Origin of the sequence: Nitrosomonas sp. (assembly GCF_040256045.1) — a bacterium.
Classification (GTDB): domain Bacteria; phylum Pseudomonadota; class Gammaproteobacteria; order Burkholderiales; family Nitrosomonadaceae; genus Nitrosomonas.
In genome coordinates, this window is the sequence record NZ_JBDZWD010000036.1 from 1 (window position 1) to 23,643 (window position 23,643).

Annotated in this window: 12 protein-coding genes; 9 read left to right on the plus strand and 3 right to left on the minus strand. The window is 51.0% G+C overall.

The genetic code is table 11. The annotated features are described in order from the left end of the window. Nucleotides 1-123: 123 nt before the first annotated feature. Complete coding sequence (locus tag ABUL11_RS07805; RefSeq protein WP_350283303.1) at nt 124-3,798, minus strand: AAA family ATPase; 3,675 nt, start codon at nt 3,796-3,798, stop codon at nt 124-126. Between the two features lie 231 nt (nt 3,799-4,029). Between ABUL11_RS07805 and ABUL11_RS07810 the strand changes: the two genes are divergently transcribed. Continuing rightward, the gene (locus tag ABUL11_RS07810; protein WP_350283304.1) at nt 4,030-4,212 is read left to right on the plus strand and encodes a hypothetical protein; all 183 of its coding nucleotides are present in this window, start codon (nt 4,030-4,032) and stop codon (nt 4,210-4,212) included. Nucleotides 4,213-4,489: 277 nt separating this feature from the next. On the opposite strand, the gene ABUL11_RS07815 is transcribed toward ABUL11_RS07810, so the two are convergent. Next, nucleotides 4,490-6,214, minus strand: a complete 1,725-nt coding sequence (locus ABUL11_RS07815) for a di-heme-cytochrome C peroxidase (protein WP_350283305.1) — start codon at nt 6,212-6,214, stop codon at nt 4,490-4,492. 535 nt (nt 6,215-6,749) lie between these two features. Here ABUL11_RS07815 and ABUL11_RS07820 point away from each other — a divergent pair. Next, nucleotides 6,750-7,664: a pirin family protein gene (locus ABUL11_RS07820; RefSeq protein ID WP_350283306.1), complete on the plus strand. Its 915-nt coding sequence runs from the start codon at nt 6,750-6,752 to the stop codon at nt 7,662-7,664. A 127-nt stretch (nt 7,665-7,791) separates the two neighbouring features. On the opposite strand, the gene ABUL11_RS07825 is transcribed toward ABUL11_RS07820, so the two are convergent. Then, nucleotides 7,792-9,033: an exonuclease SbcCD subunit D C-terminal domain-containing protein gene (locus ABUL11_RS07825; RefSeq protein WP_350283307.1), complete on the minus strand. Its 1,242-nt coding sequence runs from the start codon at nt 9,031-9,033 to the stop codon at nt 7,792-7,794. 290 nt (nt 9,034-9,323) lie between these two features. Between ABUL11_RS07825 and ABUL11_RS07830 the strand changes: the two genes are divergently transcribed. The 7 genes from ABUL11_RS07830 to galU all read left to right on the plus strand — a co-directional run bounded on the left by ABUL11_RS07830 (nt 9,324) and on the right by galU (nt 23,571). Beyond that, on the plus strand, nt 9,324-16,958 hold the full coding sequence (locus tag ABUL11_RS07830) for an SDR family NAD(P)-dependent oxidoreductase (protein WP_350283308.1): 7,635 nt from the start codon (nt 9,324-9,326) through the stop codon (nt 16,956-16,958). Continuing rightward, nucleotides 16,955-18,289 (plus strand): aminotransferase class I/II-fold pyridoxal phosphate-dependent enzyme, encoded by a 1,335-nt coding sequence (locus ABUL11_RS07835; RefSeq protein WP_350283309.1) that lies wholly within the window; start codon nt 16,955-16,957, stop codon nt 18,287-18,289. Before ABUL11_RS07830 ends, ABUL11_RS07835 begins: the two co-directional genes overlap by 4 nt. A 26-nt stretch (nt 18,290-18,315) precedes the next feature. Next, nucleotides 18,316-19,506, plus strand: coding sequence for a polysaccharide biosynthesis/export family protein (locus ABUL11_RS07840; RefSeq protein WP_350283310.1), 1,191 nt, complete (start codon nt 18,316-18,318; stop codon nt 19,504-19,506). A 42-nt stretch (nt 19,507-19,548) separates the two neighbouring features. Beyond that, entirely contained in the window at nt 19,549-20,334 is a 786-nt protein-coding gene (locus ABUL11_RS07845; protein ID WP_350283311.1) for an ABC transporter permease, read from the plus strand. A 236-nt stretch (nt 20,335-20,570) separates the two neighbouring features. Beyond that, nucleotides 20,571-21,233 carry an ABC transporter ATP-binding protein gene (locus ABUL11_RS07850; RefSeq protein WP_350283312.1) on the plus strand — a complete coding sequence of 221 codons (663 nt, stop codon included), beginning with the start codon at nt 20,571-20,573 and terminating at the stop codon, nt 21,231-21,233. Beyond that, entirely contained in the window at nt 21,230-22,396 is a 1,167-nt protein-coding gene (locus ABUL11_RS07855) for a KpsE/RkpR family capsule polysaccharide export protein (protein WP_350283313.1), read from the plus strand. Before ABUL11_RS07850 ends, ABUL11_RS07855 begins: the two co-directional genes overlap by 4 nt. Nucleotides 22,397-22,623: 227 nt before the next feature. Further along, nucleotides 22,624-23,571, plus strand: coding sequence for a UTP--glucose-1-phosphate uridylyltransferase GalU (gene galU, locus ABUL11_RS07860; RefSeq protein ID WP_350283314.1), 948 nt, complete (start codon nt 22,624-22,626; stop codon nt 23,569-23,571). Nucleotides 23,572-23,643: the final 72 nt, after the last annotated feature.

A 23,643-nucleotide genomic window follows, 5' to 3' on the forward strand; every position in this document is an offset into this window, starting at 1 on the left:
AAAACCGTCGAGCAACTCTTTAAAATCGAATCATTTTATATGACGTAGGCTATATCGTTTCACCGGTTGCACTTCTTTCAATGCTTCCGTAAAACAGCAAGGAGGATGATGTTTTAGGAATTGTTATTGGCAGTGCTTGCACCCCGGCCCGACTAATACACTTCTTCCGCCTGATTGAGGGATGACCTGAATGCGAGTGCTGATGCGTTCCTGCAGGGCGGCAACATGGGAAATGATCCCGATCAGTTTACCTTCCTGCTGTAGGTGAGTAAGTGTTTCCAGCGCGGTATCGAGTGCCTCTTCGTCTAGGGTACCGAAACCTTCATCCAGAAACAGGGAATCGACTCGGATATTGCGGCTGACCATGCGGGATAGGCCGAGTGCCAGTGACAGGCTGATGATGAAGCTTTCTCCTCCCGAGAGATTCTTGGTGGAGCGGATTTCGCCGGCTTGGTAGTTGTCGATGATGTTGAGTTCCAGTGGCCGGACCGGATCGCGAATCAGAAGATAACGATCGGATAGTTTTTGTAGTTGTCGGTTGGCATGTCGGATCATGACTTCGAAAGTCAGCCCCTGGGCAAAATTGCGGTATTTTTTGCCATCTGCTGAGCCGATGAGGCTATGCAGCAGATCCCAGCGGGCACATTCCCGTTTCTGTGCCTCGATTGCTTGCAATCGTTCCTGCTGTTTTTGTCTGATGTGTTCGCTGTCTCTGAGTTTTTGTCGTATTCCGCCGATTTCCTGCTGAAGTGCCTGCTGACGGGTGATGGATTGTGCCAGTACCTGCGTGTGGAAATCCGCGGGCTGATCAGTCATGTGTTTCAGTCGTTCGGTTTCCAGCGCGGTGGTTTTATCTTTTTGTTGCGCATCCAGTACGGTTTTTTCGTCAGCGAGTCGTTGAGCCTGTTGCGCCAGGTGTTTGCGTTCCTCTTCCGGCAGGCAGGCGCCCGTGAAAGCAGTTTCATCTGTAAATCCGGACTGGCCGAGCCGGGCGGTAAAGGTTTTCAGCAATGTTTCCAACTGGCTGGCGCGGTTGGCCATGGTTCTGGTCAGATCGGCCATTCTGTTTTTCAATCTGCTGACTTCCTGTGCATCTGCCTCCAGTTGCTGGCGTGCGCTATCCACCTGTTTTTGCGTGGTTGTTACCGCGGCAGCAAGCAGTTGTTCTTCCTGATCGGGGTGCTTATCGGCAAACCGCTGAGAACGTACTGTGTGCAGACGGGTGAGCTCCTGCCGTAACTGACCGAGCTGTTCCTTTCGCAGCCGGAGTGTCTCTTCATGCTCTCGGAGCTGTGTTGTCTGATGGCGTACTTGTACTGTCAGTATGCTTATTTTCTGCTCCAGGGCTACTTTTTCATGCTGCTGTTGCAGCCATTGATCCCGCCGAGCAGTCAGTCGGGCTTCGATCTGATCCAGATTGTCGAATGACAGTTCTCCGGATTGATACACCGCAGTTTCCTGTTGCAGTTTCTGCAGGAGGGATTGCTGTTGTCGGGCGAGTATTTCCGTTTCCTGCCGGAAATGTTCCAGCATCCGGGTATCGGATTCCTGTTTGTGCAGCATGCGCTGCAATTCCTGTTCGGCAAGTGCTGCTGTTTCCCTGGTTTTATCCAGGGATTCACGCAGTGTGCCGATTTCATTTTCCAGTGTTTCCACTGATTGCAGGGTGCGGATTTTTTGAGCCAGTTTATCGGTGATTTCTTGCAATAACCTGGGCAGTTGTAACAGCAGATCCGGCAGCGTAGCGTGCGGAAACAGGGTAGTGCTGCATTGTTGTAACAGTGTTTCGCTCGCCAGAATATGCTGGTGATGTTCCTGTTGTCTGGCAGCAGTCTGTTCAATGTCCTTGTTGATTTCCACCTGTTTGATTTTCAGGTGGGAGACAGCATTAATCTTGGCTTTCAATGCCATTCTTGCCTGACTTAATGCCAGAGAGGTTTCATCCGGCTGTGGGATGTTTCCTGTTGCAAAAGGGTGCTGCAGGGCGCCGCACAGCGGGCAGGGTTCGTCATCTTGCAACTGTTGTCTGGCTGCTTCAAAGTGCCTGATCTTGCTGAGCAGCCGATCCTGGGTTTCGAGCAGGCTGATTTCCCGTTCGAGTGTAGTCAGCATTTCTTCCTGCATTTTGAGCTGTTCGGCAAGCCGTATTTTCTCGGACGGCAGCAGGTGGGTGCGTTTTTCCAGTTCAGCAGAGGCCGATTGTGATACTGCCCGTATTTGTATGGCTTCAACGGCCCGGGTTGCCAGCAATTTGCGTTCGGACAGCACAGCAATTTCCTGCCGCCAGTCTGTCGGCGTGCGGTTTTCCAGCAGTTGCCTGTATTCGGTCTGCTTCTGGTCGAACAGATTCTGGCTATGGGCGAGCGCCTTGTTTAGAGTGTCTCGTTTTTCCGTTTGTACGTATGTTGCGTGGCTGGTTGCCGCAATTTCCTGCTCGCTGGTTTTGATGGCAACCAGTCTGACGTTGTATTGCGCATGAAGTTGCCTGAGTGTACTGAATTGCTCGTGGAGGCCGGCCAGTGATTCAACCAGCGATCCATCCGCCCGAGTGGCATCGAGTTGTAACGACAGTTCTGCCAGAGTTTTTTGCAGCTTGCCAAGCTGAATCTCGCTTTCCTGATGCTGGCTGCGGAGGTGGTTACGACTTTTTTCCTGCTCTGCAATGGCCTTGTTCGCAGCATTGACCGGTAACTCTTTTTCCCGGATCTGAACATCCAGTTCCCGCACACTGCGAATCAACGGGACAGCTTCCTGCTGTTTTATCTGTGCGAGTTCGAGTTGTTCGAGGGCGGATTTCAGAGTTTGTTCGGCCTGTTTGACAGCCTCCTCAAGCCTGGGCAAGGATTCCATACAAATGGTCAGATGATTCTGGTCTGTTTCCTGTTCGTTCCGGATCGAGGTCAGTTTGCTGTATTCGCCTGCCAGTTCGAGTGCGCGGTTGGCCATGTCGAGTTTTTCGCTTTCAGGCGCAAATGCTTCTTTCCGGTGTAGCCACGATTGCTGCTGTTCCGCGATCAATTTTGATTCCGATTCGAGCCGGGCGATATTTTCCAGCCAGGTAAGAGCTTGTCGTTCGCGGGCAATCTGGTCATTCAGTTCACTGTCCTGCTGAATTTTTTGCGCAAGGTCAGTGCGAAATTGCTGTTCGTCAGTTTCAGTCAGCGGCTGTATTCCGCTGAGTTCGGCTGACAGCTGATCCAGCTCCCGGCGCTTGGTCGCTCGGATTTCGTGCACACGTATGGAGATACGGCTGTATATTTCAGTGCCGGTTATCTGTTCCAGAATTGGAGCGCGTTCATCCGGCGCTGCCTGCAGGAATGCGGCAAATTCTCCCTGAGCCAGCAACATGGAGCGGGTAAAGCGGGCAAAATCCATTCCGGTTATTTTTTCGATTTGTCTACTGACTTCTGCAAGCCGGGTTTCCAGTATCTTGCCGGAATCGGCTTCGGCCAGCTCATGCCGGGGATTCTGTAATTCTCCTGCCGGTTTTTTGCGAGCCCGGTGCTGACTCCAATGACACCGGAAACGGCCGGACTGAGCGGAAAAAGTCACTTCGGCAAGACACTCGCCCGTTTGCCGTGACATGATTTCATTTTCACTTTTAGTGATTCTGCTGAGGCGAGGAGTGCGCCCATACAGCGCCAGACAGATTGCATCGAGCACGGTTGTTTTACCCGCACCGGTCGGGCCGATGATCGAGAAAATACCATCTGATACAAAAGTGGGGTCGGTGAAGTCGATTTCCCATTCGCCGATCAATGAATTCAGATTTTTGAGGCGTATCTGCAATATCTGCATGAATTATTTTCGTTCCCTGATCCGGTGGGCGGTAATCACAATAGGTTGCTGTTTTATAAAAATAAAGTTGTCTTGTATTAACAAGATGCTGTCAAGTAAACGGATAAAAAATCTTGACATGAAATATAATATCTGGTATCAAATAAATGTCTTTCTGAAAGGGGGGACAGTAAGTCGAAACTGTTAGAAGAACTATATTGCTAATGTATTTTTTCTTATAGGAGACTAAAAATGAAACTCGCACTTATTATCTCAACATTGCTGTTCGCAGCTACTACATTGACCGCCTGTATGGATCCCAAACCGGGTCAATATCCTCCTAGCATGTCAATGGAACGTGATTCCATGCCTGACAATGTAGATAAAACGGAACAAAGTAGTGAGAATAAAGCAGAACAAAACAATGAGAAATAAAATATGACAAAACAGATATAACCGCCCTTCACGGGCGGTTTTTTATTGGGTGCTTTAAAATAATCTGGACTTTATCTTTGTCTGTTATCACTGTCAGAAGATTTAATCGCTTCTGATCAAATATATATCTGCGGTAAGTGGAATAGCCGAATGGAGTAGTAAAAAAATTGTTTGATCTGTGCTGCAAAAGGCAAAAATGATATTGAGGAGTCAGGGCTCGCTCCAGGAAAATAGATTTTCACCAGGAGCGAGTATGCGATAGGTCTAACGTCTCAGCTTAGAGCGTCTTGAGATACTCAAGCAAAGCTTTTTTATCGTCAGAGGAAAGTGTAGTGCCGAATTCGTGGCCACACCGGCTGTTCCCGGAATTTCGGTCACTGCAATCCGTAGTCTGCAATGTATAATAGTCAAACTGAGTTTGCTCAGCTGCAATTCCGATATTGACGATATCATAAGCCGGGCCAACTTTGAACGAACTGGCCCGTTCAGCTGCTGGTTTCAACAACTCCGCCAGCGTTGGTACGGATCCATTGTGCAGGTAAGGTGCAGCTGCCCAAATACCTTCAAGAACTCTTGATTCATACGCATAGATTGGTTTTTCAGATATTGCCGGTGCAATGAACGCCTGTCGGAGTGCTTCTGTTTCCGGTGGAAACGGTGACTTCAGACTATCTGCCTGTGCCTTATCCTCAGTCTTCATCAGGATAGGAACATAATGCTGGAGAATGGTACCAATGACAGCGGTTCCCAGAACATTGAAGGCGGTATCAACGGACTTGAGTGGAGCAGCGAGAAATGGAATTTTTGCGCCTTCAAGCACGCCTGTCTTTACAGTACGGCCGAGAATTTCATATTCCTTTGAATCCGTGCCAACATCCAGAATCGGAGTTTTCCAGGTTTTTTGCTTGAAAAACCTGGTTTCCCCGGGTGCAATACCATGGCAATCGGCGCAGCCACCTTCTTCGGTCTTGCGTTCGTAAATTGTTTTACCTTTGCTGGCAAGGATTTGGTCTACCTTCCATGGCCATTTGGGAGGACCGATTTTCTTTACCAGATCTTCCAATGCGGTCAATCCCTGGAAATTAGCCGAGTTACTGGCCAGGTAGTCGATACCCAGCAAATGTCCTGCATCTTTTTTAGGATGAAAAACACCAAATACACCGAAAACTTCTCCGAGATTTCGGGAGAGTCCCAGTATGCTGTTACCGTTACTGGAGAATCCAGGCCACTGGGTTTTGTCCTGAATTGCGGCATTCCAGAGAAACGGATAGCGTACCGGTGCAGTAGCCGGTTGAATATTTTCGGGGATTATGTAAGTAGGTGCAGGGCCGATATCGAGTCCGGCGAGCCGGTTGAAGATCATTGATACGGCATCGAGTCTTGCGGGACCCCAAGCCTGCGCAGGAAGTGCGCGTTTTACCAATGTATGGTAGGGCAGATGCCAGGCTTCTACCTCCTCTCGCAGTTTTTCCTTTTCTTCCGAAGTGGGTGAAGGGCCGAGTACAGCATGAGCGAAGTCGGTAAATGCCTGTTGATTCGTCAAGACCGTATTCACCGCAACATCGAGATCAGCGAGAAAGCTTTGGAAATCAACGATTCCGGGGCCGCCATCGATTCGGTACGAAGTACCGGCAACTTCGATTTGGCGCGTATGGCAAGCGGAGCAATTCATGCCGATTTCCTGTCCATTCCCCCCGCCGGTAACAGTAAATCCAACCGGCAGTCCGGCAGGTCGGCTTGCTTCATTGGGTAAATAACCATAGCGACTGAGGCTTTCATCCATGAAGGGCTTGCCATTAGGTTGCTTCAAAGCAACTATCCATCGAAGCGGTATGAGCTGAGATCCCTGATCTCGGCTATAGAAATCGTTCCTGGCAGAAGCGGTCCACTCTGGGCCTTGATCGACGCTCACCGGTTCTGCAGCGGATGAAATCGCCGGTAACAGCAAGGCCAATACTGAGGCGATACTGCCAATCCGGGATACAAACCCGATTTTCAACATTTACTCTCTCCTTGAAGAATGAATTAGAACGTAGTTCACAGCATCCTTGATAGTCTTTAATCATGCAGGTGCTTTACTTGCAGAAATAAGACATTGACAGGAGATGAATACCTTTAGGCTAATGTCGCTAGCTACCCTGTGTGCGGAATAATAAGATTTTATTAGTAGGTTCGAGTTTGATGCCCGGAATTCAAGTTGTTCCGGTGCCCTTGGGTAATTACATGCACTGTCAGTACCAAGCCTGGAATGGATGCACAAACAGTATAGAATTTACTAAACAGGTAGGATAAGAAGATAAGAGCAGCTTTCTCGTCCTGTTCGATCATTAGAGTGTGCCGAGAGGGTGGTATGTCGTAAATCTGCCAGTCAACCGAACTCTGTGTGATAAGTTGTGTTCCGGTGGGTGCGGCTGATGTAATTGAACTTGGCGGTGAACTGGTGATATCACCGTCTGTAATCGGTATCGTATTACTCGTGCGTGGCGGCGGCAGCGCAGCTGTCTAAGCCCGTGATTGCCGAAGGGGATAGAAGATAGATGGATATACATCAAATCATTGATCGCCGTTCCCGTGATCTGGGGGGCGGTTTCGTAGTAGGGCGCGTGCTGCCGTATACAAAATGCCAAATGGTGGGGCCTTTCATTTTCTTCGATCATATGGGGCCACTGGAGCTGGTACCTGGTTTCCCGCCTGAGCTGGATATCCGGCCGCATCCGCATATCGGTCTTGCCACCGTAACGTATCTTTATAGTGGTTCCCTTACGCACAGGGATAGCTTGGGATTCAGGCAGGAGGTGCGTCCTGGAGAAGTAAACTGGATGATTGCCGGGAAGGGCATTACTCATAGTGAACGGCTGGAATATGCCAGGGTACATGGCGCAATCATGCACGGTGTCCAGGCGTGGGTGGCGTTGCCGCGCGAATACGAGGAAATGGATCCGGCTTTTTATCACCATCATGGTACGGATGAATTGCCGGAATATCGGGAGGAGGGTATTTCGAGCCGTCTGATCGCGGGATCTGCCGGCGGTGTTACTGCTGGCGTGAAAACGTATTCCCCTTTGTTTTATCTGCACTGGGAAATGGATACCGGATCACGTCGCGGCCTGGATACACAATATCCTGAACGGGCTGTTTATGTTGCACAGGGTGAAATCGAGATCGGCGGGAACAGGTTGACTGTGGGACGGATGGCTGTCCTGCAGGCGGGTCATGCTGTCGATATTGTCGCTATACGGCCATCAACTGTAATGTTGCTGGGTGGGGAACCGGTAGGTGAGCGCTATATTTACTGGAATTTTGTGTCATCTTCCAGGGAAAGGCTGGCACAGGCTCGGGAAGACTGGCGTGCACAACGTATGGAACTGCCGGTAGGGGACGGTCAGGAGTTCATCCCGTTGCCTGATGATCCGGAAAAACCCGGAGCTGACAGTCATCAAATAACCCAGTAGAGGAAATCATGAATAGCATTATCCTTTCGATATATTAGGTGAAGCTGGCCACTGTTGGCTCGATACGAAGCATCATTGCCGCCAAATCCTGGAATTGAATTTTCCGGATGGATTTGCGTTTTGATAGTCACTCGGCCCTGACATCCTCTTCATTGAGAGAAACGAGGGTTTCCTGATAGGTGTGCCACAGTTCCGTTCGTTGTTCTGCCGGGATGGTACTGGCAGACAGACAATGTTCAAACACCTCGTTGGTACTGAGTTCCTCCAGTGTTCCGCCATCGTCGATTTGATCGAGTATCCGGCTGATGATCCGGTTGTTTCTAACACGCAGAATTTCCAGTCGTGATCCCACGATGGCGGATTGCAGGCGTTCCTGTAAATCGGTGATCATCTCATCACCTTCGTAAATGATTTCCAGCCAGGTAGATGAATTCTCGGCAGAAAGTACAGAGATTCTGTCAGCGATTGCCTGCCAGTTTCCCTTGATATGTTCGAGTGGCTGGAAGATCGGGATATTGATCAGTCTGACAGCAGGACTGGTTGCAGAAATCTGCCGATCGAATTCAACCAGGCAAACACTCTTTTCCTGACCGGCCTCACCAAAGCCTATCGGCAGAGGAGAGCCGCTGTAGCGCATGACGGAGGAACCATTTACCTGTTGGGGAACATGCAGATGGCCAAGTGCCAGATAATCGATATCGGATGGAAAAATTCCGGCCGGAACATGCGCCAGCGATCCAACATACAGTTCCCGTACGCCGTCGCCTTCAATGGTCTGTCCACCAGCGACGAAGAGATGCCCCATCGCAATGATCGGGATAGACGATGAAAGTGCAGCACGCTGCTGCCGGGCCAGGCTGACTGTCTCGGCATAGTGGTCACGTATTCCCTCGATCAGTTTGCGGGATTTATCTTCCATACTTTCTCCTGCTTCTGCTGTGCGGATATCCCGATCCCGCAAATAAGGAATGGCGCAGACGATCAGTTCTGCATTACCCTCCGGATCACAGAGAACCAGTATTTCATCTGTCGGGTTGCCGGACAGGCTGCCTGTGACATGCACATCCAGTGCGCTGAGTAATTCCCTGGGAGCGCTGAGAAAGGAGGGAGAGTCATGATTTCCCGCGATGATAACGATATGCCGGCAGGTGGAAGCAGCAACACGGTGCAGAAAGCGGTAATAAAGCTGCTGTGCCCGGTTGCCGGGTGTACTGGTATCAAAAATATCACCTGCAATCAGCAATACATCGACTTGCTCCTGCTCGATCGTTTCTATCAGCCAGGTGAAAAAAGCTTCAAATTCATCATACCGCTTGCGGCCATATAAGGTTTTGCCAATATGCCAGTCAGATGTGTGAAGAATTTTCATGAGGTGATTGGGGAATGATTAAAACTCAGTAAGGTGGCTAAAGGAATATTTTTCTTCCTGGTGACTGATCCTCATTTCTCGAAATGAGGGGTTGTAACCGGTCACTTCAGAAGTTTACCTGGTCACGTAAAGAATTATCCTTTCCGGAAGATACGCATATGTTCATGGCATAAAGGCGAGATTGGCAGGCCCGGTGGAAAATTTTCCAGATATTCGCTTATTTTTCATTTGAATAAAACTATATTCAAAGTTGCCGGGAATGACATGGTGTCGTTTTAGAAGGATAAAAAATGGATCGATCCATGGGTAAGCATGCTACAGATGATAGCAGAAGCGAATCACTGAATACTGGCACGAAAGAAAATGGCACTGACAGATCATCTTCATCTCCTGTCGCTATCATTGGCTTTGCTTTCCGTTTTCCGGGAGATGTAAGCAATGAAACCGATTTCTGGAACGTACTGAAACAAAAACGTGATCTGGTAACCCAAATCCCGGCCGATCGCTGGGCCGTCGATGAATTACAGCATGACAAACGTTCGGAGCATGGCCGCAGTATCACTTTCTCTGCGGGTGTTCTATCGCATATAGAAGAATTCGATGCGAGTTTCTTCGGTATTTCACCACGTGAAGCAGCAGTACTCGATCCCCAGCAGCGTCTTTTACTGGAACTGACCTGGGAGACCATGGAAAACGCCGGAATTCCTCCTTCTTCCATAGCGGGTTCGGATTGTGCGGTCTATGTGGGGATTGCCGGGTTTGATTATGGCATGTGCGAGGTGGATGACCTTGCCGTCATCACTTCACACTCGATGACGGGCAATACGCTCAGTATTGCTGCCAACCGTATTTCTTACGTTTTCGATTTGCACGGCCCCTCACTGGCTGTGGATACAGCCTGTTCTTCATCGCTGGTGGCACTGCATCACGCTTGTAACTGCCTGCGTAACGGGGAAGCCTCTACGGCTCTGGTTGGCGGAGTCAATCTGTTGCTTCATCCATATCCGTTTGTCGGATTCACTAAAGCCTCCATGCTTTCTGCCGAGGGTCGATGCAAGCCTTTCGATGCTTCAGGGGACGGTTATGTGCGTTCAGAAGGCGCAGCTGTTCTGTTGCTCAAACCCCTGGAGAAGGCTCTGGCTGAGGGCGATGATATCCACGCAGTCATTCTTTCCAGTGGAGTCAATGCCGATGGTGCCCGGAAAACCGGTATTACCATTCCCAGTAGCGATGGCCAGGCTGAATTGATGCGTGCGGTCCTGTCTCGCAGTGGGCTTTTATCAAAGGAAGTTGATTTCATCGAAGCGCATGGAACCGGGACAGTAGTGGGTGATCCGGTTGAAACCAAGGCAATCGGTATGGTGTATGGTCAGGAACGTACCAGACCGTTACCGATTGGATCGGTCAAAGCCAACCTTGGCCACCTGGAACCGGCTTCGGGCATGGCCGGCCTGATCAAAACGATACTGGCGCTCAAACATCGGGCGCTGCCACCTGCAATCCATCTGCACACTCCTAATCCGCATATCGATTTCCAGGCACTCAACCTGGAGCTGATCAGAAAATATAAGCCGTTCAGTCGCAAGCGGAAGAAGCCGCTTGTTGCCGGCGTCAACTCTTTCGGATTCGGAGGGGCCAATGCTCACGTTCTGTTAAAGGAGTTTGCTCCTCAAGAAAGCAAGACTGATACGTCATCAACCCTGGAATCATTGCCGCCGCTCTTTCTTTCTGCACGTACCGAAGCCGCTTTGCGTGCTACGGCAGAGCGCTATGTCGAACTGCTGAAAGACAAATCTGCGCAGGAGTTTTACGACATTGCCCATGCCGCAGCTTATCGGCGCGAGCGTATGGAGAAAAGGCTGGCGCTGCATACCGGTGAGGTGGATTCAATGGTCGATCTGCTCGATCGTTACGCCAAAGGTGACATGGCTACCCCGGTTTTTGTCGAAGATAAATTACCGCAAAACGGGGGAATAGCTTTTGTCTACTCGGGAAATGGTGCGCAATGGGCAGGGATGGGACGGGCATTGCTTGCTGAATCTCCCCGGTTCAAAGAAATTCTCAGTGAAATCGATGGAATGATGCTGCCGCAGACAGGTTTTTCATTGATTGCTGAATTGAAAGCAGGAGATGCAAGTTCCAGACTGGGTGATACCCGCGTTGCACAACCACTGCTTTTCGCCATCCAGGTAGGCATCACCCTGTTGCTCAAAGAGCAGGGTATTGAACCTTCAGTTGTTACAGGGCACAGCGTAGGGGAAATTGCAGCTGCATGGGCATCGGGCGCACTGGATCTGCAGCAGGCCATTCATGTCATTTGTATTCGCAGTCAGGCACAGGGGTTGACTCGTGGGAAAGGCCGAATGGCAGCAGTGGGTCTGTCTGTTGAAGCAGTACAGGAAATTATCGCCACGTTGGGTGTCGATGCCGCAGTGGAAGTAGCCGGAATCAACAGTCCCGGCAATGTTACGCTCTCCGGCCCTCTCGAGGGTTTGCAACGTCTACAGAGCGTAGCTGAATCCCGGGGAATTTTCTTCCGGCTGCTCGATCTCGACTATGCTTTCCATAGCCGCCGAATGGATGCCATCGAAGAAATACTGATCCGACAGCTGGGTGAACTTGCTCCTGCTTGTACAGAAAGAGCGACTTTCGTTTCAACTGTTACCGGCAGTGAGATCGATGGCTATTTGCTCGATGCGGACTACTGGTGGCGTAACGTGCGTCAACCGGTTCAGTTTGCTGCTGCGATCAACAGAATTACCCAACTGGGTTGCAGGGTACTGATTGAAATCGGACCACATGCGATTCTGCAGCGGTATATGGGTGAATGCCTGGCTGCAGCTGAAGTTCAGGGACGTGTGATCCCGACATTGCATCGCAATGATGACGGTTTGCAGAGAATCACCGAAGCCGCGTTACGTGCACAGCTTCTCGCCGAGCAACCATTGTTGCAGACTTATTTTCCTGTTCCCGGTCGACCGGTCCGTCTGCCCAACTATCCGTGGCAACGGGAACGGCACTGGATACCGTGGACGAATGAGGGATTACATTCGCTGGATCGTCGCCGGGTACATCCGCTGCTGGGCTGGCGTATTCCGGGTATCGATACCATCTGGGAAAATACACTCGATCCGGTCACCTTACCATGGCTGGCGGATCACAAGGTAGGTGGCGCCATCGTATATCCCGGTGCTGCTTATGCCGAAATGTCACTGGCTGCTGCGCGTGAATGGCTGGGAGGAAAGCATTTCATCGTCGAGCAACTCGACATCATTTCCCCGATGGTTTTTGATGATGAACATGCGCGTACTGCTCATCTGATTCTCGATCCGCGTGATGGGGGATTCCAGATCAAAAGTCGCCAGCGGCTCAGTGATGACGAATGGACGCTGCACGCTTCCGGACGCATTCTGGAAGCAGTCAACAGAATTCCTGTGGCACGCATCGATTCGCCCACAATACCTGCTGAACACGTCAGGCATGAAGTTCATTATCAGCGTGCCTCAAGGCTGGGCCTTGATTATGGCCCGGTTTTCCGCGGTGTGAGCGGAATGAATATCGCAGCAGACAGGCTCGAGGCCACTTTGTCCTGCCCCGGATTACAGCATTTCGATGATTATTTGTTGCATCCGGCGATACTGGATCTTTGCTTCCAGTCACTGATCGATTTCTTTGGTGAAGCAATCGATGCCGGGCAGGGGATCGCCTTGCTTCCCGTCAAAATGGGTAAGCTGAATTTTTGCGGCAACGGAAAAGTGGCATTCTTGCGTGCCAGATTATGTCGTCGTGGCACCCGTTCCGTACTGGCAGATTTCGAGCTGCTGGATAATCAGAATAATCTGATCGCCAGTGCTTCGGCCTGCCGATTCCGTGCTGCCCACCTCAAGCATCATGTTCAGCAGAAAATATCAAACTGGCGTATCGTCCCCTGGCTTAAACCCCATCCACTCGACGGCATGAGTACGGCTATGCCGCCTGTATCAGCTCTCATCGAACAGGCACGAGCACAACTCGATCGTGTCAAACATGATCGTCATACCTTATTCAAGGAAATACTTCCGCTCACCGAGGCGTTGACATTGTCGTTTGCCTGGCAGGCTGTACGGCAGATTCAACAGCATCATCCGCTGGATTGGCAGCAAATTTTTGATGGACCTCATGCAACTGCCCATGCCTGCTGGCTGGCGAATCTGCTGATCAATGAAGGATTGCTGAGTAAAGATAATGCCGGCCAGTGGTCTGTCACCATCGATGCTGATCTGCCTTCTCCGGAAACAGTCTGGCAAACACTGTTAAATGATTTCCCGGCGTATCTGCCGCAGCTGACGCTCATGGGGAGAGTTGGTCAGCAATTGCCGGCATTGTTGTGGGGAGAAGCTGATGTACTGAAATTGCTGAATGAGTTGAAACATTCACCAGTGGCTGAAATGCGTTACCACGATGATCCGGTTTATCTGGGAATGCGGCTTGCTCTCCAGGAAATATTCAGGAATCTGGCAGGAAGTTGGCCTGCATCACGCCGGCTGCGGATTCTGGAAATCGCCGCTGGCTCCAGCAGGCTGCCGGAAATACTGGCTGGTTCATTACCCGAAGATCGATTCGACTACGTGCTGGCTTTGCCGGATGAGGCTATGCAGGCACGCCAGCAGACCGAATATCAGGAGGATGCCAGCATTGTCGTGGCACGGTACGAACCTGCCACACTGAAGCTGGCTGTCGATCGTCAGTTACCTGATGCATTCGATGTCATTGTCCTGCACCACGCATTACATCGGACAAATAACCCACACACAGCGCTGGCTCAAACCCGGCATCTGCTGGCTGTCGGAGGCATTCTTTTGCTGGCTGAGCAGCATTCAGACTGGAATACCTCTTTCCTGGAAGGGATAGATCCCGGCTGGTGGCGTCGGCGTGATAAAGCTCCAGATCTGCCATTATCTCCATTGTTATCCCCTGCAACATGGCAACAATTACTGAAGGATACGGGGTTCACGGATACGGAAACATTCTTTGAACCTGCTGCAGAAGGTTTGGCCGAAGGCGCTTATCTGCTGCTTGCCAGGAATCTTGTGCGAGACAACCCGATTTTCTCCGAACCTGTCGCTGCTTCGTGGCTGCTAGTAGCAGATGAATTCTCTGCAACTCTGGCCAATCACCTGGGCAGCCGACTGCAATCATCGGGACAGCAGGTGACCATTACCAGCCGGATAGCCGAGGATCTTCTGCAAACTACTGACCATATCGTTTATCTGCCAGGCTGGGACGATATCCCTGAACAGGCTGCAGATACGATAAACCGGTTGATGGAAGACGTGAAGCTGCTTGCTGCCCGAACCGGGAAAACTCCTCGATTCTGGCTCGTAACCCGTGGCAGTACACTCATTACCGGATGCCCGGCCGAATCTGAATCCAGTCCGGCACAATCCGCACTCTGGGGATTCGGGCGTGTCGTCATGAACGAGTATCCTCAGCTTGCCTGCACACTTATCGATCTGGCGTGTAACCCGGCAACCGTCAATCTGGCAGATCGGCTGGTGAATGAACTGCTTGTCCCGGATGGCAGCAATGAAATTGTGCTTTCTGCAGCAGCGCGCTACTGCCTGGTCATGCAGGAAGAAACGAACCGGCAGATCAGGACGACAGAGTCGTCAAAGAAAAAGAGCGAACGATTTCATCTTGATTTTCACGTCCCCGGACAATTGCGCAACCTCGTCTGGTTGCCTGTTGTTAAGCGTCAATTGGGTGATGACGAGGTTGAAGTATGTGTCCGGGCTACCGGTCTCAATTTCCGCGATGTTATGTACCTCATGGGTCTGCTTCCGGATGAAGCCGTCGAGAATGGTTTTGCAGGTGCCAGCCTCGGACTGGAGTTTGCAGGAGTCGTCAGCCGGGTTGGTACGCGTGTGAAAGGCCTGTTACCCGGCGATGCCGTCATGGGATTCGGTGCTTCCTGCTTTGCCAGCCATGTCGTCACGCGAGCGGATGCGGTAGCCCCCATGCCCGAGAATTGGTCATTCGAGGCAGCAGCGACCGTACCCACCGTTTTTCTGACCGTTTATTACGCGCTCAAGCAGCTGGCAGCTCTGCAGCCGGGAGAGAGGGTGCTGATCCACGGTGCAGCAGGAGGCGTCGGTATCGCTGCCATCCAGCTTGCCCGTTATCTTGGCGCGGAAATTTATGCCACTGCAGGCAGCGATGAGAAACGGGATTTCGTCAAATTGCTGGGAGCCGATTATGTGTTCGATTCACGCAGCCTGGCATTTGCTGACGATATTCTTGATGCCACTGCGGGTGAAGGAGTAGACGTGGTTCTCAACTCACTCGCAGGTGAAGCGATGCGTCGCAGCCTCGACGTACTGAAACCTTTTGGCCGTTTTCTTGAACTGGGCAAACGCGATTTTTTTGAAAATACCCCCGTTGGCCTGCGTCCCTTCAAGAACAATATCAGTTACTTTGGTATCGATGCGGATCAGTTACTGACTTCGCGTCCCAAGCTTGCCGTACAGCTCTTCCGTGAGGTCATGGCACTTTTCCGTGAGCAGGCTCTGGCGCCGCTGCCTCATCGGGTATTTGCGGCGAATCGTATTACGGATGCCTTCCGTGTGATGCAGCAGGCACGCCATATCGGCAAAATTGTCGTATCCCTGGCGAATGGGCAGCCAGATATTGAGCAGCCTTCACAGCCTGCTCCGGTGGTACGATTTGAGAAAAACAGTACATGGCTGGTGACAGGCGGGCTTTCCGGTTTTGGCCTGGAGTCTGCTCGCTGGCTGGCAGGACGGGGTGTCGATCACTTGGTGCTGGCAGGGCGCCGTGGCATGGATACGCCAGGAGTGAAGGAAATCATCGAAACTTTCGCTGCTCGAGGCATAAAAGTGATCGCACAGGCGTGTGACATTACTCACGCTACAGCGGTTGATACACTTATAGAACGTATCGGCAAAACACTGCCTCCTCTCAAAGGTGTCTTGCATGCAGCGGCGGTTTTCGACGATCAACTGATTTCCAGTCTCGATCAGAGAAGTATCAGAAATGTCATGGATGCCAAACTGCTGGGTGCCTGGCATTTGCACCAGGCTACAATCAGTACACCGCTGGATTATTTCATTCTGTACTCCTCGGTTACCACCGCAATCGGAAATCCGGGTCAGGCCAATTATGTGGCTGCTAATGCCGGGCTCGAAGGGTTGGCCGCCATGCGTCGGCACATGGGTCTGCCGACTACTTGTATTGCCTGGGGGCCTGTCAGCGATACGGGATATCTGGCGCGTAACGAAGCCGTCAGGGACAGTCTCGAACAGCGTCTCGGTAAACCGCCCCTTTCAGCTGCGGAAGCGCTGGCACAACTGGATGTTGCGCTCAATAACGAAATCGGGTTTGTCATTTCTGCCGATTTCGACTGGAATACGCTGAGCCATCTGCTGCCTTCAGCGACCGGTAACCGTTTCGCTATTCTCAATCGGAACAGACGCAGCACCTCTCAAACTGCCGAATCGATCGATATGCGGACGTTCATTATTGGAAAAACCCGAGCGGAGGTTACAGAAATCGTACGTGGCTTTGTAGTGGAGGAGGTTGCGCAGATCCTGAGCATCAACCCGGATCGCATCGAGCCAGGTCGCTCCCTGCATGATCACGGTATGGATTCGCTGATGGCAGTTGAACTTGCTCTGGGACTGGAACGGCGCTTCGGCATTCAATTACCGGTCATGATGCTCAACGATGCCCCCACGATTCATACGGTCACGGCACGTATCGTCGAGAAACTGACAAGTAAAGGAGATGTGCCGGAGGAAGGACAATCAGTCAACCAGGTTACCGAATTTATCCGTCAGCATGGAGAGGAATTGAGGCCGGAAGAAATTGACACCCTGAGTGAGGATGTGCGCCATTTTGCTCAACAAGGAACAAGTTTAATCGCATGAACAAACCCAGTCTCACCCGGAAAGCCAGAACACATCTCATAGATCATATTCTTGGCAGAAAAATGGAGGTGGCGGGTATTGCTGCACCTGTCCCGTCAGAATGTCCAACCCGTTATTCATCGATTCCGGATGCCTTTACCCGTTTTGACCGCTTTCCCGGCTATGAAAAAATGCTGGTGCCCAAGGCAGCATCCGAGCGATTGGGTCTGGCAAATCCGTTTTTCCGTTCACATGATGGTGTGGCAGGGGCAACCACGCTCATCGATGGGCGTGAATTCATCAATTTTTCCAATTACAGCTACCTTGGTTTGGCGGGTCACCCAGCCGTGAACCGGGCGGCAAAAGAAGCCATCGATCGTTACGGTACATCTGCATCTGCAAGCAGACTCGTGGCAGGAGAGCGGCCGATACAGCGCAAACTGGAAGAAGCGCTGGCCAGTTTATATGAGGTGGATGACTGTATCGTATTTGTCAGCGGACATGCTACCAACGTCAGCACGATCGGCTGTCTTTTCGGCCCCAAGGATCTGGTCATTCACGACAGCCTCATTCATAACAGCGTATTGCAGGGGATTCAGCTTTCGGGAGCAACCCGGCGTTCATTTCCACATAACGATATGGCGGCGCTTGAACAAATCCTGGCAGAAATTCGTGCACAGTTCGAACGTGTGCTGATTGTCACCGAAGGGCTTTACAGCATGGATGGTGATATTCCGGATTTGCCGGCACTCGTCCGCATCAAACAGCGCCATAGAGCCTTTCTGATGGTAGATGAAGCGCATTCCCTGGGTGTACTGGGAGAAACGGGAAAAGGAGTGCGGGAACACTTCGGTATCCAAGGTAAGGAAGTAGATATCTGGATGGGCACGCTCAGCAAGACATTGGCTGGATGTGGTGGTTACATCGCCGGAGAACGGGCACTTGTCGAGCACCTGAAATATGCGGCGCCAGGCTTTGTCTACAGTGTCGGCATGGCGCCCTCCCTGGCTGCAGCTTCTCTGGAAGCACTGCGTATCCTCCAGCGAGAACCGGAACGGGTAGCACGGTTACGTGAGCGGGGACAGCAATTCCTGGAGTTGATGCAGTCCCTTGGGGTCAATAGCGGCCTTGCTCAGGGCTATGCTGTCATTCCCGCCATCATTGGTAGCTCACTCAAAGCAGCGAGGCTGTCCAACCAGTTTTTCGATGCCGGTATCAATGTCCAGCCGATCATCCATCCCGCGGTTGAAGAGAAGGCTGCAAGACTCAGATTTTTTCTGTCAGCCATGCACACCGACCAGCACATACGGTATACCTGTGAAGTTATGAAGAAACTGATGGATCTCCATTGATCTCTTTTCCGGATAACAAGAAGAATATGAACACAGAGAGTCATTTTATTCATACTGGTTTATTGCTGGCGGGAATCATACTGATAAGCATGCTGTCCGGCTGTGCAACCCAGCCGGACTGGGTTTCTGCCAGTGGTGCAAGCCGGGAGCAGGTCCTGAAAAAAAGTGAACCCGGCCAGGTGGGTGGTATCGGGCTGATCGGTGTCGACGATACCCTTGCCCGTAAACTTTTTGAAGCGAAAAAGCTGGGCCAGTTCGCCGATATTTTTCCAAGTTCATCTACCAACAACTACATCATCGGCCCTGGTGATGTAATCGACGTCACCATCTGGGAAGCCCCCCCCGCAATGCTGTTCGGCGCAATCGTTCTCGATCCTTCAGCCGGCCCGACAACAACGCGAGGAGTTACCTTCCCCGAACAAATGGTGACATCGGACAGCACAATTGCCATACCGTTTGCCGGCCGGGTTTCCGTCAGGGAGCGCACTACCCAGGAGATTGAAAGAGAAATCATCGTACGGCTGTACGGTAAGGCTAACCAGCCCCAGGTACTGGTGCGGGTCATCAAGAACAACACTTCCAATGTGACGGTCGTGGGCGAAGTCAATAACAGCACACTGATGGCGCTGACACCCAAAGGCGAGAGACTGCTCGATGCGCTGGCCATAAGCGGTGGAGTCAAGCAATCTGTAAACCGTATGGCAGTTCAGCTATCGCGTGACAATGTTACGGCCACCATGGCGCTCGATTCGGTCATTCGGGATCCGAGGCAGAATATTCTGCTCAAACCGGGTGATGTGGTTACTGCTTTGTATCAGCCGCAAAGTTTTTCGGTACTAGGGGCAACAGGTAAGAATGAAGAAGTACTCTTCGAAGCTCAGGGTATTTCTCTGGCACAAGCCCTGGCACGTTCTGGCGGCCTGGCGGATAACCGTGCCGATGCACGCGGTGTATTCATATTCCGGTTTGAAGATGCAACACTGGTCGATGCCGATCATCCGCTGACTACCGGGGCCGATGGCACTGTACCCGTGGTATACCAGATCGATTTACGTGACCCCGCATCATTTTTTGTGACCCAGAATTTTCCAGTTCAGAATCGCGATGTGATTTATGTCGCCAACTCTCCCGAAGCTGAATTCAACAAATTCCTGAAGTTGCTGATATCCGTTGCGATGCCTGGCCTGACAATCAACCGGATGTTCCTGCTGAATTGATGACTCGACCTGATCCACTGTTGTTTTCTTGCGGGTATGGCTATGGCCGAAATCCGTAATCCACTGGTCGTTTCCTTTGCCGTATGGAAGGCAATTTTCCTGCGTGAAGCACTTGACCGGCTGTTCGATATGCGGGCTGCATGGTTCTGGCTGCTGATCGAACCTGTTCTGCACATTGGCTTTCTGGTTTTTATCTTTACCGTTATCCGTATGCGCACCGTTGGTAATGCGGACGTGGCTGTATGGATTATCGTGGGCATGCTGGCGTTCTTTCTATTCCGGCGGACTGCTGTTCAGGTAACCTACGCAGTCGATTCCAACCGGCCTTTGTTCACTTATCGCCAGGTCAAACCTTTTGATCCGGTCCTTGCGCGTGCCGTACTGGAAGCTTTTCTGATGTCGATCATCTCGATCATCATAATAGGTACGGCGATCCTGCTGGGTCACGAAGCATGGCCGTATGATGCTTTGCTGGTTTTGCAGGCTAATCTCGGACTGTGGCTGTTCGGCATGGGTTATGGTCTGGTTGCATCGGTATTGATGGAGCTTGTTCCGGAAATGGAGCACGTTCTCAAGATCCTGATGCTGCCGCTATACCTGATTTCCGGTGTCATTTTCCCTTTGGCCGCTGTACCCCAGCCTTATCTCGACCTCCTGATGCTGAATCCGGTTGCACATGGGCTCGAACTGGCACGTGCAGGCTTCTTTCCCTATTACCATACCGTGCAGGGCCTCAGCATGGAATATCTTTATGCATGGGGTATCTCCAGCCTGTTTCTCGGGTTGATACTGTACCGCCGCTTTGCTTTACAGCTGGTGATGAAATGATCCTGAAAACCTCAGTTGGACGGGCAGGAGTGTGCCTTTTCCCAGGTACAGGGCAAGGCGCAACGACGCGGAATGGTTGTTCCCTTCCAAGGAGTTGCAACGCAGCCATGTGCCCGGAAAAAGGTGCAATCCTGCTCGTAGTGAACTCACTAAGGAGGTGATACGAAAATGGAAGTAAAGTTGAAAATTGTCATGATGTTAAGGCAACAAACAAGCGGTCAACTGGGGTTTTCAGGATGATTGTTATCGAGGATGTATACAAGCGTTATAAAACAGATCATGGTCCTGGTAAATGGATATTACAAGGCGTCAATCTGACGATTCCGCGTAATGTCAATGTCGGCCTGATCGGTTCAAATGGTGCAGGTAAATCTACCCTGTTGCGTATCATCGGCGGTATCGACCATCCTAATAAAGGGAAAGTGGAGCGTCACTGCCGGCTTTCCTGGCCCATGGGGCAGGGTGGGCTGGAACCGACTCTAACCGGGCGCCAGAATGCCAAGTTTGTCTGTCGTTTGCATGGCCACCAGGACGATCTTCCTGAACGATTGGTGTTCATACAGGATTTTTCAGGATTGAAGGATGCTTTCGATGAGCCGGTGAATACCTATTCGTCCGGGATGCGCTCGCGCTTGCAGTTTGCAATGTCACTTGCATTTGAATTCGATATCTATATTTCTGATGAAGTGACTGCCGCAGGAGATACCGCTTTTCGTAACAAAGCAGCAGCAGCTTTCAAAAGTATGGCCAATCGCGCCGGACTGATCATGGTCGCTCACAGTGAAAGTACACTCAGGCAATTTTGTGAGGCCGGTATTTTACTTTATCAGGGTAAAGCGCAGTGGTTCGACAAAATCGAGGAAGCCTTCAAAGCGTATAAGGAAACCATACAAAAATGACGCAATTCCAGCAAAGCATAATTGAATCTCACCCCGGCAAACTCAGTGATTATCTCGGACATACCAGGGGAAACCGGTTTTCCATACGACTGTTTTCAGGCCTGATAGGGTTCATTCTGGTATTGGCTGTCATGGCCACCGGTTACTGGCTGATCTTTGCTTCCGATCGCTATGTTTCGGAAGCTAGTGTGATCATTCGTAAAACAGATTCGGTGACTGCACCCAGTTTTGATCTATCCATGCTGATTGCCGGTACTGCCGGAGTTAACCGTGCGGATCAGTTATTATTGCGTGAATATCTGCTTTCAGTAGATATGCTCAAAAAACTTGATACCGAGCTCGATCTGCGGGCACACTATAGCGATGAACACTATGATCTCCTTTCACGCATGTGGTTGAAGGATATGGAATGGTTTCATCGCCACTATCTTTCACGGGTTTCAATCGAGTACGATGACTATGCGGGTGTACTCCGAATCAGCGCCCAGGCTTATGATTCTGAAATGGCACGGGCTATTTCAAATCTGCTGGTGCGCGAAGGTGAACGTTACATGAATCAGATCAGCCATGAACTGGCGGAAACACAAGTCAGCTTCCTGACTACCCAGGTGAATCTGGCTCAACTGCGCTTCCAGCAGGTAAGGCAGAAATTACTGGCTTATCAGAATAAGAAAGGGCTGCTTTCACCGCAGGCGACGGTGGAGAGCCTCAATGCCCTCATTGCCAAATTGGAGGAACAACGTGCCCAGCTCAAAACTCAGCTGGCATCTCTGCCGAGGACACTGGATCGTAACCACCCGAACCTAGTGATGCTCAGACAATCTCTGGCTGCCATCGATCGACAGATTACCGATGAAAAAGCAAAGCTTGCCAATCCCACAGGAAAAACTCTGAATATTACAATGGAGGAATTTCAGCGACTGGAAATGGAAGTTACTTTTGCGCAAGAACTTTACAAAGCGGCACTTACCGCACTGGAAAAAGGCAGAATCGATGCCACGCGCATGCTGGATAAAGTTTCTGTACTGCAAGCCCCTACCTACCCGGAATATCCGATGGAACCGCGGCGTATCTATAACACTCTGGTCACCCTGTTGTTCGCGCTGATGCTGGCCGGAATCCTGAAATTGCTGGAAGGCATCATACTCGATCACGTAGATTGACGGGTTTGCGAGACGAGTCCGGTTGTTCAGGATGAGGTAGGATGGGCAGACAATGTTGCATTCTTGGGTTCTGATATGATCAACGCATGGAACTTCCAATTGGGTTCTCCGTGTTATTTCGTCGAGATCACGATATAGTAGAAGAGGTTTATACGTGAGATTTGTCTGAAGGATACGCAAGTTGTTTTTTATTTTTACAACTGATTTCTGTAGAAAAAGGGGGATGCATGAAGATTCGTAAAGCGGTTTTTCCGGTGGCAGGGCTGGGTACTCGTTTTTTACCAGCCACCAAGGCTAGCCCTAAGGAGATGTTGCCGGTGGTGGATAAGCCACTCATACAATATGCTGTGGAAGAGGCCTGGGCTGCTGGTATTACCGAAATGATATTCGTCACGGGTCGCAGCAAGCGCAGCATTGAAGATCATTTTGATAAGGCGTATGAGTTGGAATCCGAGCTGGAGCGCCGAGGAAAAACTGAGATGCTGCAGTACGTGCGCAATCTGTTGCCTGATGACATGCAGTGTGTGTATATCCGCCAATCTGAAGCGCTGGGTTTGGGCCATGCAGTACTGTGCGCCCAGCCGGCAGTGGGTGATGAACCTTTTGCTGTGTTACTGGCTGATGACTTACTTGAAGGTGAGCCCGCTGTGATAAGTCAGATGGTGAATGTGTACGATTACTACAAGTGCTCGGTGCTGGGTGTACAGCAGGTACCGCACGAAGATACACGCAGCTACGGTATCGTGGACAGCAAACCGGTTCGTGATGATCTGGAAGCAGTGCAGTCTATTGTGGAAAAGCCTGCTCCAGAAGAAGCTCCTTCCACCCTGGCGGTGGTTGGACGTTATGTACTCACACCGCGCATTTTTCATCACCTGGCACGGTTGGGCAAAGGTGCCGGGAGCGAGATACAACTGACCGATGGTATTGCTGCGTTGATGCAGGAAGAGCAGGTGCTGGCCTATCGTTACAAGGGCAAGCGTTACGACTGTGGTAGCAAGATAGGCTATTTGGAGGCCACCTTGGCTATGGCGCGTAAGCATCCTGAAGTGAGAGCGCAGTTTGAGCAGTTGTTACAGTCATTTCAGCAACAGGGAAATTCTGAAAAACGTCAGCGAGGCAGTCAGTTCAAGGCAAAAGTCGGTGAGAAAGCAGAGTTTATACGTGTTAAATGAGCATTTTTAGCCAATTTCTAATACAGAAATGGCAATGCAGGTGGTTTTTCAGAAGCGCTCTCATTATATTTT